The 14543-nt window shown below is 63.1% G+C and carries 16 protein-coding genes; 8 read left to right on the forward strand and 8 right to left on the reverse strand.

The genetic code is table 11. The features are described 5' to 3' along the window. The first annotated feature begins 8 nt into the window (after positions 1 to 8). Positions 9 to 899: a Vms1/Ankzf1 family peptidyl-tRNA hydrolase gene (locus E3374_RS16370; RefSeq protein WP_136690030.1), complete on the forward strand. Its 891-nt coding sequence runs from the start codon at positions 9 to 11 to the stop codon at positions 897 to 899. On the opposite strand, the gene E3374_RS16375 is transcribed toward E3374_RS16370, so the two are convergent. The 3 genes from E3374_RS16375 to E3374_RS16385 all read right to left on the reverse strand — a co-directional run bounded on the left by E3374_RS16375 (position 900) and on the right by E3374_RS16385 (position 4903). Beyond that, positions 900 to 2438 carry a hypothetical protein gene (locus tag E3374_RS16375; protein ID WP_136690031.1) on the reverse strand — a complete coding sequence of 513 codons (1539 nt, stop codon included), beginning with the start codon at positions 2436 to 2438 and terminating at the stop codon, positions 900 to 902. It abuts the gene before it with no gap. Positions 2439 to 2513: 75 nt separating this feature from the next. Beyond that, positions 2514 to 2951 carry a universal stress protein gene (locus E3374_RS16380; protein ID WP_136690032.1) on the reverse strand — a complete coding sequence of 146 codons (438 nt, stop codon included), beginning with the start codon at positions 2949 to 2951 and terminating at the stop codon, positions 2514 to 2516. A gap of 95 nt (positions 2952 to 3046) precedes the next feature. Further along, positions 3047 to 4903, reverse strand: coding sequence for a threonine--tRNA ligase (locus tag E3374_RS16385; RefSeq protein ID WP_136690033.1), 1857 nt, complete (start codon positions 4901 to 4903; stop codon positions 3047 to 3049). Between the two features lie 185 nt (positions 4904 to 5088). Between E3374_RS16385 and E3374_RS16390 the strand changes: the two genes are divergently transcribed. Next, a complete protein-coding gene (locus E3374_RS16390; RefSeq protein WP_136690034.1) occupies positions 5089 to 5322 on the forward strand; it encodes a YgaP family membrane protein in 234 nt (77 codons plus the stop codon). Positions 5323 to 5384: 62 nt separating this feature from the next. On the opposite strand, the gene E3374_RS16395 is transcribed toward E3374_RS16390, so the two are convergent. Then, positions 5385 to 6212, reverse strand: a complete 828-nt coding sequence (locus E3374_RS16395) for a PspA/IM30 family protein (protein ID WP_136690035.1) — start codon at positions 6210 to 6212, stop codon at positions 5385 to 5387. Between the two features lie 128 nt (positions 6213 to 6340). Between E3374_RS16395 and E3374_RS16400 the strand changes: the two genes are divergently transcribed. The 4 genes from E3374_RS16400 to E3374_RS16415 all read left to right on the forward strand — a co-directional run bounded on the left by E3374_RS16400 (position 6341) and on the right by E3374_RS16415 (position 9794). Beyond that, on the forward strand, positions 6341 to 8002 hold the full coding sequence (locus E3374_RS16400) for a CTP synthase (RefSeq protein ID WP_136690036.1): 1662 nt from the start codon (positions 6341 to 6343) through the stop codon (positions 8000 to 8002). A 90-nt stretch (positions 8003 to 8092) separates the two neighbouring features. Further along, positions 8093 to 8338 carry a hypothetical protein gene (locus E3374_RS16405; RefSeq protein WP_136690037.1) on the forward strand — a complete coding sequence of 82 codons (246 nt, stop codon included), beginning with the start codon at positions 8093 to 8095 and terminating at the stop codon, positions 8336 to 8338. Positions 8339 to 8560: 222 nt separating this feature from the next. Then, the gene (gene guaA / locus E3374_RS16410; protein WP_136690038.1) at positions 8561 to 9478 is read left to right on the forward strand and encodes a glutamine-hydrolyzing GMP synthase; all 918 of its coding nucleotides are present in this window, start codon (positions 8561 to 8563) and stop codon (positions 9476 to 9478) included. 1 nt (position 9479) lies between these two features. Continuing rightward, a complete protein-coding gene (locus tag E3374_RS16415; protein ID WP_136690039.1) occupies positions 9480 to 9794 on the forward strand; it encodes a DUF7126 family protein in 315 nt (104 codons plus the stop codon). A gap of 10 nt (positions 9795 to 9804) precedes the next feature. Here the strand turns inward: E3374_RS16415 and E3374_RS16420 are convergent, their stop codons facing one another. Continuing rightward, complete coding sequence (locus E3374_RS16420; RefSeq protein WP_136690040.1) at positions 9805 to 10476, reverse strand: MBL fold metallo-hydrolase; 672 nt, start codon at positions 10474 to 10476, stop codon at positions 9805 to 9807. A gap of 140 nt (positions 10477 to 10616) precedes the next feature. Next, complete coding sequence (locus E3374_RS16425; RefSeq protein ID WP_136690041.1) at positions 10617 to 11225, reverse strand: MogA/MoaB family molybdenum cofactor biosynthesis protein; 609 nt, start codon at positions 11223 to 11225, stop codon at positions 10617 to 10619. A 199-nt stretch (positions 11226 to 11424) separates the two neighbouring features. Between E3374_RS16425 and E3374_RS16430 the strand changes: the two genes are divergently transcribed. Both E3374_RS16430 and E3374_RS16435 read left to right on the forward strand, forming a co-directional pair. Next, a complete protein-coding gene (locus tag E3374_RS16430; protein WP_248299516.1) occupies positions 11425 to 11751 on the forward strand; it encodes a hypothetical protein in 327 nt (108 codons plus the stop codon). A gap of 40 nt (positions 11752 to 11791) precedes the next feature. After that, positions 11792 to 13519, forward strand: coding sequence for a sensor histidine kinase (locus tag E3374_RS16435; protein WP_136690042.1), 1728 nt, complete (start codon positions 11792 to 11794; stop codon positions 13517 to 13519). Here the strand turns inward: E3374_RS16435 and E3374_RS16440 are convergent. Together E3374_RS16440 and E3374_RS16445 are read right to left on the reverse strand one after the other, a co-directional pair. Then, entirely contained in the window at positions 13501 to 13698 is a 198-nt protein-coding gene (locus E3374_RS16440) for a CopZ family metallochaperone (protein WP_136690043.1), read from the reverse strand. The genes E3374_RS16435 and E3374_RS16440 overlap by 19 nt on opposite strands. Positions 13699 to 13792: 94 nt before the next feature. Then, positions 13793 to 14356, reverse strand: a complete 564-nt coding sequence (locus tag E3374_RS16445) for an NUDIX hydrolase (protein WP_136690044.1) — start codon at positions 14354 to 14356, stop codon at positions 13793 to 13795. Between the last annotated feature and the right edge of the window lie 187 nt (positions 14357 to 14543).

The following is a 14543-nucleotide window of genomic DNA, read 5'->3' on the forward strand; positions in this document are numbered from 1 at the left end:
ATGGTGTAATGCTCGACGACATCCTGGGGAAGACTGAACTCAGGGAACGTATCGAAGACTTGGAGGAACGGAACGAGGACTTACAGCGACAACTCGACGCGGAATCGCAACGGCGGGTCGACGCCGTCACTGCGCGCCAGGAGGCCCAGCGCGAGGTCAATCGCCTCCAGGACCGCGTCACGGAACTCGAAGACCGCGTCGAGCGCCTCCAGTCCGGCGAACGTCGACTCGACTTCCGGCGTGAAGAGACACTTCGGGGCGAGCGACTCGACGTAGTTCTCTCGCGACTCGACTCGTTCGAGACGGGCGAGGAAGGGGCGCTTTCGGCGTACGTGGCCGACGGTTCACTCCCGGCACCCGTCAGTGACGCCTTCGGCGAACGGGCCGCACTCGTCTCGCGAGTGAGTCCCTGTTACGTCTTCGTCGACGACGCCGGAATGTGCAGCGTCGCGCTCGAACCGCCGATCGCGCCAGAGCCGTTCGTCACCTGGGATGAGGAGTTCCGCGTCGATCGATCGACCTTCCAGCCACAGGGTGAATACACGCTGGCGCTGATCCGGTCTGACCTGTTTGCCATGGGTGTCTACCGGGGGCGTGAACGGGTAGCTTTCCACGGGTTCGACAGCGATCTCGGGCGAAATCATTCCAAGGGGGGATTCTCGCAGGCCCGCTTCGAACGATTGCGCGACGAGCGGATCGACGATCACCTCGAACGGTGCCGAGTAGCACTCCAAGAGCGCACCACGGACCGGCTCTACGTTGTCGGTGAACGGACAGTGCTCGACGAGGTGGACGAGGATGCCGACGTGACGGCGACGGTCGACGCGACCGGCGATCCGGAGCCGGCACTCGGAGACGCTTTCCGGGACTTCTGGACGACGACGCTGTACGCGATCTGATCAGAGCCACTCGGCGAAGGTCTCTGTGCCCCGGCTCTGTGCCATGTACTCGCGCTGCATGGATTTGATCGCCGTGGCGAGGTCGTCACCATCGTCGAGATGCTCGCGGACCCGGTCTTTTTTCCACCGACTTGGCGTCGTTTGGCTCTCCCGGCGTGCTTCGATCGGCCCGAGGAGTTCGTCGATCCGGCCGTCCGCGAATCCCTGTTTACGGAGCCCACAGCGGGCGTACTCGAACACCTCTCCGAATATCGTGCTCGGATCGGATGTCTGTGTGCCGTCGACGCGGACCCACGCGAGATCAGCGCCAGGGCCGTCCTCGACGGCCGCGTAGAAACTCTCCCGGGCGGCCTCGGCCGACAGTTCGGTGATCGGGTGTCCTGACGCGACGAGTCCACGGAGCAGGCCGGCCGTCAGCGCCTGGAGGGCGACAACGTCACGAACGGTGGGTTGGGTGGGCAGCGGGCGGTACTCGATCCGGATCGAGCGTTCGTCGCCGGCGCCAGCGACCGGATCGCCGCCGATCACCGCCCGCACCCACCGCCAGTAGGTCCCGCGTTTGTGTTCGAACTCGGGGAACGCGTCCCTGAACTCCTCGGACTCACCCTCGTCGTCGAGCCACTCGCTGAGAAACGGCGCGTAGCGGTCGTCCGCGACGACCTGATCGATCACGTCGGCGGTCGCCTCGATGTCGTCGGGAACCCGGACCTTCGGATACTCGCTATGGTTGACTGACTGTTCGAAGACAGGGATCCGGAGTTCGTGTGGCGTCTCCGCCACTAACTTTCCGGGATCCGACACGTCGTCGTTGAGGTCAGGCGGCAGAAACGGCGAGTTGCTCGACAGGGCGAGAAGCGGGCCGAGCGTTCTGATCGCTGCGTTGTAGTACGCGGGAAAGTCACCGACGGATGGGATCTGGACATGCGGCTGGATCGAAGTCGCCAGCGACTCGAAGAGGATCGTCGGGAACGTCCGGGACGTACCGGTAACGTTCATCGGGACCGCCCCGTCGACAAGTCCCAGCACCTCGTTGTCGATTGCGTAGTACCGCGGATCTGCGCGCATGTTCGTCGCCAGCGTGACGCCGTCGTGGATCCTGTGGGCGGAAAGATACGGTTCGCTCCCGCCCTCGGGGGGGACTGTCCACATCGCATCCAGGGCAACCCCGGCATCCGTGCCGAGTGCGTCTCCCGCCGCTTCGAGTGCGGTTTCGATCCCGATCCGCTGGGATTCGAACCCGCCCGGCCGGAGGGCCACTGGTTCAGTGTTGACCTCCGCGTTGTGCAGGCCGAGTTCCTTGCTGACCCGATCGCTGGCCCCGTAGACGGCGTCGGGTATCTCCCGTAGACTGGGAACGGATCCTTCGGTGGAGACAGCATAAACTTCCATCTCCAGGCCGATTGCGAAGTCTTCAGTCTCGAGATCCTCCGTAGCAACGCGTTCCCGAAGATACTCCGCCTGCTCCTCGACTCGGTCGTCGAAGACCTGTCCGGCCTCTTCCGACAGTGATCGTCCCACGAGTTCGACCGGTGACGTCATTGAACGGCCGTTCGCCAGCGCGATACAAATACGTGGGTTCCCCGGCAGCCCCCACATCGACGTTCGGGATGACCCTCACTCGTCGGCGATGTCGACGACGAGGACGGGGATATCGGCGTTCTCGACAACCCGCTGGGTGACGCTGCCGAGGTTAGCGATCCGGTCGCGGCCGGTCCGGCCGTGGGTTCCCATGACGATCAGATCGGCGTCGATGTCCCCCGCGTATCGGAGGATGTCACGGTGCGGGATCCCCTTGCGGAGTTCTGTGACGACCGGGACCTCCGCTTTCTCGACCTGTGTCCGGAGGCGGTCCAGCGCGGCCTCGCCGTCCGTCTCGAGGGATTCGATCACCTCCTCTTGGGCCTCCTTCTCGGCGGCGAGGTACATCCGCCGGTCGAGGACGTACAGCCCGTGGATCGTGGCGTCGTTGTCGGCGGCGATCGAGACGGCATGTTCCAGGGTCTTGCTCGTCTCACCACTGCCGTCGGTTGGAGCTAGAATGGTATCGTACATCACAGTCGAACCTACGGCCGCGTCTGTAATAGTTGTACATGCCGAAGGGATGCCGATAGAGAGGATCGCCGTCGGGTGAGTGTCGGCCGAAGCACTCAGCGTCCGGTGAAATTGGGATGGTTCGAGACGTGACGTGGCAGGTACCGATGCTGCTGGGGTAACCCCTCGACGTCTTGAAGGACCTGATCGCGAAGTTCCGCAAGGGGCATATCACGTTCCTCGTCGTCGGCCCGGACGTTGACGCCGAGTTCGTCGTCCTCCATCTCCCTGTCACCGATGACCACGTAATAGGGGACCCAGTCGGTCTCCGCACGGGCGATCCGCTTGCCGACCGATTCGTCGCGGTCGTCGACGTCGGCCCGGACGTCCGCCTCGGTCAATTCGTCGACGAGTCCCTCGCAGTACTCCAGGTGGGCGTCGGGATTGACGGGGATGAACCGGACCTGGGTCGGCGAGAGCCACGTCGGCAACTGCGGAGTCTCCATCGTCGCGGCGTCCTCAAGCAGCGCGGCGAAGACGCGCTCGATGCCGCCGGAGGGCGAGTAGTGCAGGATCGGCGGATGGTGGCTATCGGTCCCGTCGGTGTACTCGATGTCGAAGCGTTCGGCGCTCTCGACGTCGATCTGGACCGTCGGGTTCTCGATGGGCCGGCCGAGACCATCGATCGCGGCGAAGTCGATCTTCGCCGACCAGTAGTGATGGCGTTCGGGGAGGATCTCGATCAGGGCCGACTTCCCGAGGTCGGCGACGACGTTCTCGACCCACTGTTCGTTGTCCTCGTAGAACTCACGGGTCATCCGGATCGCCGGCTCGTAGTTGAGATCCAGATCCTCGGAGGTCTGGAGGGCAAGTTCGGCCTGCGTGCGGAGTTCCTCTCGGGCCTGCTCCATGTTCTCGGTTGCGGTGTGCATGTCCGGCATCGTAAAGGCCCGCAGGCGCTTGAGGCCGGTCACCTCACCCTTCTGTTCGCGCCGGAACGAGTAAGTCGACATTTCGTAGATCCGCAGCGGGAGGTCGTTGACCGAGATGTGCATGTCCCGCATGATCGAGAACTGGCCGAAACAGGCGGCAAAGCGCAGCATCATCCGGCGATCGCCCGATTCGAATCGGTACTGGCGCTCGCCGAACTTCCCGGCGTGTTCGTCGATCGCTCGCGCGCCCAGATCGTACATGATCGGTGTCTCGACTGGCATCCCGCCGTACTCGACGACGAGGTCGTTGACGTACTCCATCAGGGCGTCCCGGACGAGTTTACCACGGGGATACCACCGGAGGTTCCCGACGTCAGACAGGTCGTCGTAGCCGACGAAGCCCTTCTCCTGCATCAGGTCGACGTGAGGGGGTTCCTGGCCCTCGTTGCTGGTGATCCCCTCGACCTCGTCCTCGATGAATGAGACGAGATCCTCACCCAGGTTTTCCTTGGCCGCCACGGCGTCCTGCAGGTCGCCGTCCGGGGTCATCACTTTCCACTCGCTGGGTTGCCGGTCCGGTTCTCCCTCTGTCTCACCCTCGTCCTCGTCGCGGTGGGCCGCGACGTGCCGGGAGAGTTCCGAGAGCGGGTGCCCTTTGCAGGAGACCTCGAAGGCCTTGTACCAGCCGAAGGGCGCCCGCAGAATCTCGTAGCCGGCCGCCTCCATCTCCGTCTCCAGGCGTCGCATGACTTCCTTGGCGGCGTCCGGTCCGGCGAGGTCGTCGCTGAGATGGGCGTAGGGATAAAGCACAACGTCGTTGGTGTTGAGCTGGCCGGCGACGTCTTCGAGTTCGGTGATAGCGTTCTCGACGACGCCGTCGAGGTCCTCCTCGTCGTCGCTCTCGACGCTGATGAAGACGGTTACACAGTCCTCCATGCGCCCCTCCATCGGGACGCCCTCCGTCTCGGCGAGGTCCTCTCCTCCCGCCATCTCGGTCGTCTCGAACTCCAGATGGTCCGAGTGGACGAACAGCAGTCTCATACCGAAAGCGTTCCGGCGGCCGGTAAAAAGGGTGCCGAATGCGGTTACGCGACCCCGACCTGTGGAATGTCTGTCGCGTGAACTATCCGTCGAGACGATCGACGATAGCTACCACCGTGAGAGACGCCAACAGCCACCAATCTATAAGTAGACTGGCTGAGAATAAATTATCCGGTGGAGTCAACATGGAAAAGAACGTCGGTGGAACGGACCGCATCGCTCGGCTCGTGGTTGGGGTCGTGTTGCTCGCCCTCGCGCTTGCAGGGTTCGCCGAACTGTTCACCTACGAGCTCGGACCGATCACGACGATGATCGGCTCGGCGATCCTCGCTGTGCTCGGCCTGATTCTCGTAGTGACAGGTGCCCTCCAGCAGTGTGTCATCAACGACCTGTTGGGAATCGACACCTATCGACCCTGACCGCACAGCTGTAGCACAGGCCGTATTTTTCGACGTATGCTTCCACCGGAGAGTGTCGTCCGTCAGCTCTCTTCGTCCTTGAGGGTCTCCAGTTCCTCCTCGACGGCGGCCTCCTCACTTTCCTCCATATCGACGGATTCAGTTCCGTCAGTCGCCGAATCTGTCTTCCCGGCAGACTCCCCGGACGGCGCCTCCTCGCCCATCTCGGCTTTCAACGTCTCCAGTTCGGCGTCGACCTCGCCAGACGAGCGGACCTCCTCTAGCTCGCGATCGAGCTGGTCCTGGTCGGTGATCACGTCCTCGAAGGCGCCGGTGTCCCGAAGTTCGTCCATCGCGGCCGACCTGGCTTCCATTTCCTCCGTGCGCTCCTGTGCGCGTTCGATCGCCCGGCCGACGTCCTCGAACTCGTCACCTGCCCCGGACATGGCCTCGGAAACCCGAGCCGAGGCTTCGGCGGCCTCGTAGCGGGCCTTCATCGTCTCTTTTTTGGTGCGGAACTGCTCGACCTGACTCTGGAGTTCGTTCTTTTGCTCGACCAGCTGGTCCTGCTGGCGCTGGAGATCGGCGATCTGGCTCTCCAGGTCCTCGATCTGGTTCATCTTCTGTTTTTTCTTCTCCAGAGCCTGCCGTGCGAGATCCTCACGGTCCTGTCGGACCGCTTCCCGCGCCTGGTCGTTGTGTTTCTCGACGTTCTCCTCTAGGCGACGCTTCTGGATCTCTAAGCGTTTCTTCTGGGTCGTCAGGTCGGCTATCCCCTGTTTGACGTCCTGAAGTTCGTCCCGAAGTTGTTCATAGGAGTAATCCAGGGTCTCGGAGGGGTCTTCCGCCCGATTGAGGAGAGCATTGACCTTCGAGCGGATGACGTAGGAGGCGCGCGAGAGGATTCCCATAGGGCTCTGTATGGGAGGGACGTTCTTAAAACTCTCACACGAGCCCACGTGGCCGGAAGACTGTGACAGCGATCGGCGCACCCGGTCGCTCCCGAAACGGTTTAGGGGTGGGGCCGCCCACCGTCGGTATGCCGAACGAGCCCGAAACCGATTACGACCCGGAGCTGGGCCGGAAGTTCATTTTCGTCACCGGCGGCGTGATGTCCGGTCTGGGAAAAGGTATCACTGCCGCGAGTACCGGCCGTCTGCTCGCCAACGCCGGGTTCGACGTGACAGCGGTCAAGATCGACCCGTATCTCAACGTCGACGCCGGGACGATGAACCCCTACCAGCACGGAGAAGTGTACGTCCTCAAAGACGGCGGCGAGGTCGACCTCGATCTGGGGAACTACGAACGCTTTCTCGACATCGACATGACCTCCGATCACAACGTCACGACGGGGAAAGTCTATCGTGAGGTCATCGAGAAGGAACGCGCCGGCGATTATCTCGGTCGGACTGTCCAAATCATCCCGCACATCACCGACGACATCAAGCGTCGCATCCGTGAGGTCGCCGAGGGAAGCGATGTCTGTATCATCGAAGTCGGCGGCACCGTCGGCGACATCGAAGGGATGCCCTATCTGGAGGCTCTCCGGCAGTTCGCCCACGAGGAAGACGAAGAAGACATTCTCTTTACCCACGTCACGCTCGTTCCCTACTCGAAGAACGGCGAACAGAAGACCAAACCCACCCAGCACAGTGTCAAGGAACTCCGGTCGATCGGGCTCCAGCCGGACATTCTGGTCGGACGCTGTGAGGACAGGCTCGAACCCGACGTCAAGGAGAAGATCGCGCTGTTCTGTGACGTTCCTACGGAAGCCGTCTTCTCGAACCCGGACGTCGAGGACATCTACAAGGTTCCGCTGGTCGTCGAAGACGAAGGCCTCGACGAGTACGTGATGGACGAGCTGAACCTGAGTGCGGAAGCGGTGCCCACAGGCCAACGGGACAACGGCTGGCGCGAACTGGTCACTCAGGAGACGACGGGCTCGGTCGACGTGGCGCTGGTCGGCAAATACGGCCTCGAGGACGCCTACATCTCCATCCACGAGGCGCTGAAACACGCCGGACTAGAGACGAACGTCGATGTCGAGACGACCTGGATCCACTCCGAAGACCTCGCGGACGGCCACGACGGGCAACTCGAAGGCGTGGACGCGATCGTCGTGCCGGGCGGGTTCGGCTCTCGGGGCACAGAAGGCAAGATCGAGGCAACCCGCTACGCCCGCGAGAACGATGTTCCCTTCCTCGGGTTGTGTCTGGGATTCCAGATGGCTGTCGTCGAGTACGCCCGCAACGTCCTGCGTCTGGAGGGTGCCCACTCGGCGGAGATGGAGCCTGACACACCCCACCCCGTTATCGACATCCTGCCCGAGCAGGAGGGCGTCGAGGACATGGGCGGGACGATGCGACTCGGTGCTCAGGACACCGAAATCGACCCCGGAACGCTCGCGGCCGACCTCTATGGCGACACTACCTGTCGGGAACGACATCGCCACCGATACGAGGTAAACCCCGCCTACATCGAAGACATCGAGGACGCCGGCATGAACTTCTCGGGGATCTCGGGCCGACGTATGGAGATTCTGGAACTCGACCGGGATTCGCATCCGTACTTCCTCGGCACGCAGTTCCATCCCGAGTTCCGTTCGCGACCCACGCGGGCGTCCCCGCCGTTCGTCGGCCTCGTCGAGGCCGTCCTCGACGAACGCGGGGCCGACGAACGCGAAAGCGAATTGGAAGTCTGAGGCGGCCGCCAGCACTCTTTCTGCCGGTATTTCGGTGTGCCGATGGCGAACAGCCGGAGGTATTAGGGGCCACGGGGGCACACTGGTGGTATGGACGATCTCCAGCAGTCCCTCCGAGAGGCCTTCGAGTCGAGTGGCTACGAAGTCGGTGACGTGAGTCGGAACCGCAACCAGGTCAGGGTCGTCCTCCTGGAGGAGAGTCCCGCAGCCGAGGACCTCCGAACGATCACCGAAGACGCCCTCGACGAGGATGGAATCTTCGGGCTGAACGTGACGACGGAGTCTGTCGACGGACGCGATGGCATGCAGACGGTCGTCTCGTTCCGAACGCGCTGACGGGTCCAGAACCGAAAGTGCTTCGACGCCTCGCCGATGGACAGCCCAATCCCGTCAGATGCCGATCCGTGGATACGGAGAGATCAACGGCTGAGGTACCCTCTTGGGACTCCAGTATCCGCCGTTTCACAAACGTTTTACTGACCCACATACAGGTACTGATATGACCGTGACGACCGAACGAGTCGTTTTCTGTGCGGGTATCCCGTGGGGTGGTGGCTGATGGTCGACGTCGACTCCTTCGTCCCCGAGGCGAAAGCCGAGATCGCCGAGGCGATCGGCGACGACGAGGCCGTCATTGCCCTCTCGGGCGGCGTCGATTCCTCGACGGCCGCTGCGCTTGCCTACGACGCCGTCGGCGATCAGCTCACGCCGGTGTACGTCGACACTGGCCTGATGCGTAAGGGTGAGACCGAACAGATTCGGGAGACTTTCGCGTACATGGACAGTCTCCGGATCGTCGACGCCAGGGAGCGGTTCCTCGACGAGCTTTCGGGAATCACCGATCCCGAGGAGAAGCGCCACGCTATCGGCGAGCAGTTCATCCGGGAGTTCGAGACCGTGGCCCGCGAGGTCGAGGCCGACTACCTCGTCCAGGGGACGATCTATCCGGATCGAATCGAGAGCGAGGGGACGATCAAGTCCCACCACAACGTCGGCGGCCTGCCCGACGTCGTCGATTTCGAGGGGATCGTCGAACCAATGGCTGACCTCTACAAGGACGAAGTCCGCGAGGTCGCCCGCGATCTCGATCTGGAAGAGATCATAGCCGAGCGGATGCCGTTCCCTGGCCCTGGCCTCGCGGTCCGGATCATCGGCGAGGTTACCGAGGAGAAACTCGCCGTGGCTCGTGAAGCGAACCACGTCGTCGAGGAAGAACTCGAAGAGTATGATCCTTGGCAGGCCCTGGCAGCCGTAATCGGCAAGGCCACCGGCGTCAAGGGTGACAACCGTGTCCACGGCTGGGTCGTCGCCGTCCGGTCGGTCGAATCCCGCGACGGGATGACCGCCCGCGCCCAGGAGATCGACTGGGAAACCCTTCAACGGATCCAGAGTCGCATCACAGGCGAGAACGAGAACGTCTCGCGGGTCGTCTACGACGTGACCCACAAACCGCCCGCGACCATCGAGTACGAGTGACATGAAGGTCATCGTTGCCGGGACGGACGAGCGAGACATCGCAGCGGCGATACGAGCCGAAGGACACGAGGTGACGGTCGTCGACGTCGGCAACGGCGAGTCACTGACTGACGCCGGCATCGAAGAGACGGACGTCTACCTCCTGACCGAGATGGCCCAGGCCACCTCGATCGCCGTCGCCAAGGACTGCAACCCGGACCTGCGGATCGTCGTCTACGCCGAGGGGTCGCTCCCCGAGTTTGCGACGCGACTGGCCGATCTGGTGATCGATCCGGCCCTACTCGACCCCGAAGCGGTCGCAGAAGAGTTAGACTGACGCCTGTCGATCACAACCGCCCGGCGAGGTCGGACAGATGAACCCCTCCGCGTTCGACGAACGGTGTCCCGTGACCCATCGCCAGTATCTCGACGTCGAGATCTAGCTCTGCCAGACGTCGGATACTCGATTTGACGGCCCCGGTGTCGTGACTCAGCACCCACGGCGAGGACTCGATCCGACCGTCCGACTCCCGGAGGAGATCGCCGACGAACGCGACGGACCGCTCCTCGCTGACGAACGTCAGATGTCCGGGTGTATGGCCCGGCGTTCCGTAGACGTCGAGCCCGCCGATCCGATCGCCCTCAGCGACGGTCTCGACCGGCTGTTCGGGATCTGCGGCAATGAGACGACTCGCCCGCTGGAAGGCCGTCTTCCGGTTGTTCCATGGCGGATCCCGCTCGCCCCTGAGGATGGCACCGTCTGGATCGCCCGCGTACACCGTGACGTCAGTCCCGAACCGGTTCAACGCACCGACGTGATCGAGATCGTAGTGTGTGAGGGCGATGCGAGAGACGTCGCGGGGTCTGAATCCCGCATCGTCCAGGTCATCGAGCAACGCTCCGCTCGTCCACGGCGCACCGGCGTCGATCAACGTCGCGTCTCCGTCGTCCTCGAAGAGATACGCGTTGACGCCCTGGAGATCGAACCACCAGATCCCATCAGCGAGTTCCGTGACCATGTGGCACAGGTTGGGTTCGCGTCGAGAAAAAGTCACGCGTAGTCCTGGGCTCGCGTCGAGAAAAAGTCACGCGGTAGTCTCGGTCCGGGACCGTCCCGATTCGCCGTTCGTCGCCGACTGGTCTGTTGTCCCGATGTTCGTCAGTCCGCGCCATCATCGAGCAGTTCGCCGATCGTTCCGAGGAGCACGTCACCGGTTGCGAACGCGGCGGCGTCCGGGTCACCGGGGAGACAGAACACGGGGACGCCGTCGCTGATCCCCGCTGTCGGTCGCATACTGACGACGTCAGTTCCGACCCGCTCGTGATAACTGACGCGGAACAGTTCGCCGAAACCCGGAAGCTGTTTGTCCAGTAGCGCCTCGACGGCCTCGACGGTCACGTCTGTCTCCCCGACGCCAGTCCCGCCGACCGTCACGACCGCCTCGACGTCGCGGCGTGTGACTGTTCGATCGACTGTGCCCTGGACGGCGTCGTAGCTCCCCTCGACGTGTTCGGTCTCGATCACGGTCAGTCCGTCCGCTTCGAGACGATCGCGAACCACGTCGCTCGCCGCTCGGGCGGACTCTGCGGCGTCGACGGTGAGGACACAGACCCCGGAGCGGTCGCGCGACGATGGCGATGTTCCCTCACCGGTTCGATCCTCTGTCTCGGTCGGATCTTCCGCGTCCTCCGGCTGGTTTATCTCCCCGTCCGTGTCGTCGTCCGTCGACGACCCGCGCCGGGTGTTCCGGGACTGGAAATCGACCATACGCCCGGTCGAACGTCCGCCTTGAAATGTTCCGCGGATCAGGCCCGTTCGCAGCCGCTGTCGACGCTACGGTTTTGGGTGTTGAGACCGAGCGAATCGACATGGGACAGCTCGCCCCTCGATGGACGATCGATCGTCACAAAGCTGCCGAAACGTCGCCACAAATTTATGTCCCACCTTGTCGGTCGGATAACCATCCATGAATGACGAAGTCATCGATCCGACAGAATCCACCGGCGAGTCTCCGGAAGTCGACGACGGGATCACGACGGTCACAGAGGCGGCGGAGCCGGCCGAGAACACTGACTGGATCCGGGGTTGGCAGGTCTGGGTAGTGCTCGGGGTGCTGTTCCTGGCGTTTCTGGTCGTCCCGTGGGGGCTAATTCTCTTCCCCACGATACGGAACATCGTTCGGATCGTGGGCTTCTCGTTCAGGGACGCCTATCTGGTCTTCCCTCTCGTCCCGGCGCTCGCCCTGGGCGCACTCGGCATCTGGACGGCGCTTCGATCGCGGGGGCCGAACTGAGAGACGTACCTTTTTCCCGGTGTCTCTGTAAACGCCGGCCGTGTGGACGGTCTACCTCGCGCTCGTCCTGTTCGCCGCCATCCTCGGAACGGCGATCGCCCTCTACGCCATCGTTCATCGGGGAACGCCCGGTGCCGCTCCGCTCTCGTTACTGTTGCTCGGTGCTGCGATGTGGTCGATCGCCGAGGGACTCTCTCTAGCCAACACTCCCCTCGATGCGACGCTGTTCTGGTTCTCGCTTCGACTCTCGATCAGCACTGTCGTCCCCCTGGCCTGGCTGTTGACGGCCGTCGAGTACACCGGTCACGGCCGTTCGCTCGAAACGAAACACCTGCTGGGATTGCTAATCGAGCCGCTCGCGTTCGTCGTACTCGTCTGGACGAACGGATTACACGATCTCGTCTGGAGCGATCCGGAGCTTGTCTTCATCCGGGGCGTCGAGTATACGGGACTGATCGCCACGCGCGGGCTCGCCTTCTGGGGACACGTCGCCTATTCGTACGCGTTGATCACCCTGGGCGCGTTCCTGCTCGTGCGGACCTCTCTCCGGGCCGATGAGCTGTATCGTGCTCAGAGTACGGCGCTACTCGGAGCGATCGCCGTGCCGCTGGTCGCGAACGCGGCCTATCTGTTCCGGATAGCGCCACGGGGAATCGATCCGACTGGCGTCGCGTTCGTCGCCTCCGGAGTCATCATCACCGGCGCGATCCTCCGCAATGAGTTACTCACTGTCGCCGCAGGCACCCGTGAGATCGGACGCGACGAGATCGTCACGCGACTCGACGACCCGGTATTCATCCTCGACGAAAACCGCGTTCTCACCGATTACAATCGGGCCGGCAGTACTCTCCTCGACGCGTCCGGCCGAGACGCCGTCGGCGACCGGCTCGCCGACCACCTTCCGACTGTGGCCGAAACGCTTCCCGAAGATACCGACGACGTACACTGTGTGACCGCGATCGAGCAAAACGGCTCGGTTCGGAATTACGATCTCCAGGCGACACCCCTCGAACGCCCTTTCGATGCTGCCGACGGCCTGATCGTCAGCCTGCGGGACGTCACCGGACAGATTCGTCGGGAACAACAATTGGATGTCCTCAACAGGCTGTTGCGTCACAACGTCCGCAACGAGATGAACGTCGTCCGCGGTCACGCGGAGCTGCTCGCGGAGGAACTCGAAGACCCGGACAAGTTGTCCCGGATCGACCCCATCGTCGAAACGGTCGACACAGTCACCGAGCGCGCCGAGAAAGTTGCCACGTTAACGCGGGCCTTCGAGGCCGACGAACCGGCGACGATCGATCTCGGGATTGTGTTGGGAGACGCGATCGAATCGGTTCGGACCGCCCGTCCGGCAGCGAGTTTCGAGTTCCAGGCGGCCGAGGAAGACCTCCGCGTCCGGGGGGCGACCTCGCTGGGCGTCGCCTTCGAGGAACTGTTCGAAAACGCTGTCGAACACAATGACGCGGCGGAACCGGCAGTCGTCGTCTCGATCGGAACTGACGGACCGCCCGACAGCGTGACAGTTCGGATAGCCGATAACGGTCCCGGAATCGACGAACAGGAACGGGCTGTCATCGAGGAAGGTCGCGAGACAGCCCTCCAACACGGCAGCGGCATCGGACTCTGGCTGGTCGCTTGGGTCGTCCGGACCTTCGGCGGGACGATCGACTTCGAGGTCGACGACGGGACGACGGTCGTCGTCCGACTACCCCGCGCCGAGACGCCGGAGGGTCCCGACGGAAAAAATCAGGCTGACGCTTCGTAACCGGCGTCTTCGACGGCCGCGACGAGGGCGTCCGGATCTGCGTCGCCCTCGACTGTCGCTTGCTGGGCTTCGCGGTCGACACTCACGCTCGTGACGCCCGCAACGTCTTCTAGAGCTTCGGTGACGGTCTGCTCGCAGTGTTCACAACTCATTCCCGTGACAGTGATCGTCAGTGCCATGTTCGAAAGAAAGGGACTGGACTTTTTCCGGATTTCGCCTCAGAAAGCGAAACGAAATCGCGATCGAAGTGTCGATACGAAAGGCGACCTGAGATCACTCGAAGTCGCGTCGCATCGCGATCTCGAACCAGGGGCACAGGCGGAGCTGACGGTACCACTCCGGGTTCTCCTGGAGGCGCTCGTATGGGACCCACATCAGGCCGGCCACTTCGGCGGGATCGGGATCGAGTGTCCGATCAGTCAGCGTCGCCTGCAGGACGGAACAGACCTCCCATTCGAGACCCTCGTTCATGTAATAGCGTTTGTATTCGAACTTGTCCGTCACGCGGAGGTCGTCGTACTGACCGGGCATGACGCCGAGTTCCTCCTCGAGTCGCTGGCGAGTCGCCTCGATCTGTGTCTGTCCGTCGACAGGGTGGGAGGCAACCGTCCCGTCCCAGTAGGTGTCCCAGAGACGCTTCTCCGGGGCACGCTGGGCCAGCAGGATGTTGTCGTCGGTGTCGAACAGCAGGGCCGTGAACGCCCGGTGGCGGATACCCTCGCCCGTGTGTGCGTCCAGGCGGTTGACCAGTTCCTCTTCGTTGTCTTCGGCATCGACCGCGATAACGTCCTCGCCCGCGTTCTCGTGAACCACCGTCGAGTCGGCCTCCGTGCTCATACAGCTATCACGTAGGGAGGATGGTTCAAACAGTCTTCGACTCCCGCCCCCTCTGTTCCGTCGACCTCACCGACACCGCCTCATCACCCAACCCGCTCCTCGAGGATCAGCCACACTCGGCGGATCCTCGATCCTGCCGACACCGCCTCATCACCCAACCCGCTCCTCGAGGATCAGCCACACTCGG

This window comes from Halorhabdus amylolytica, assembly GCF_004944975.1.
Taxonomy (GTDB): domain Archaea; phylum Halobacteriota; class Halobacteria; order Halobacteriales; family Haloarculaceae; genus Halorhabdus; species Halorhabdus amylolytica.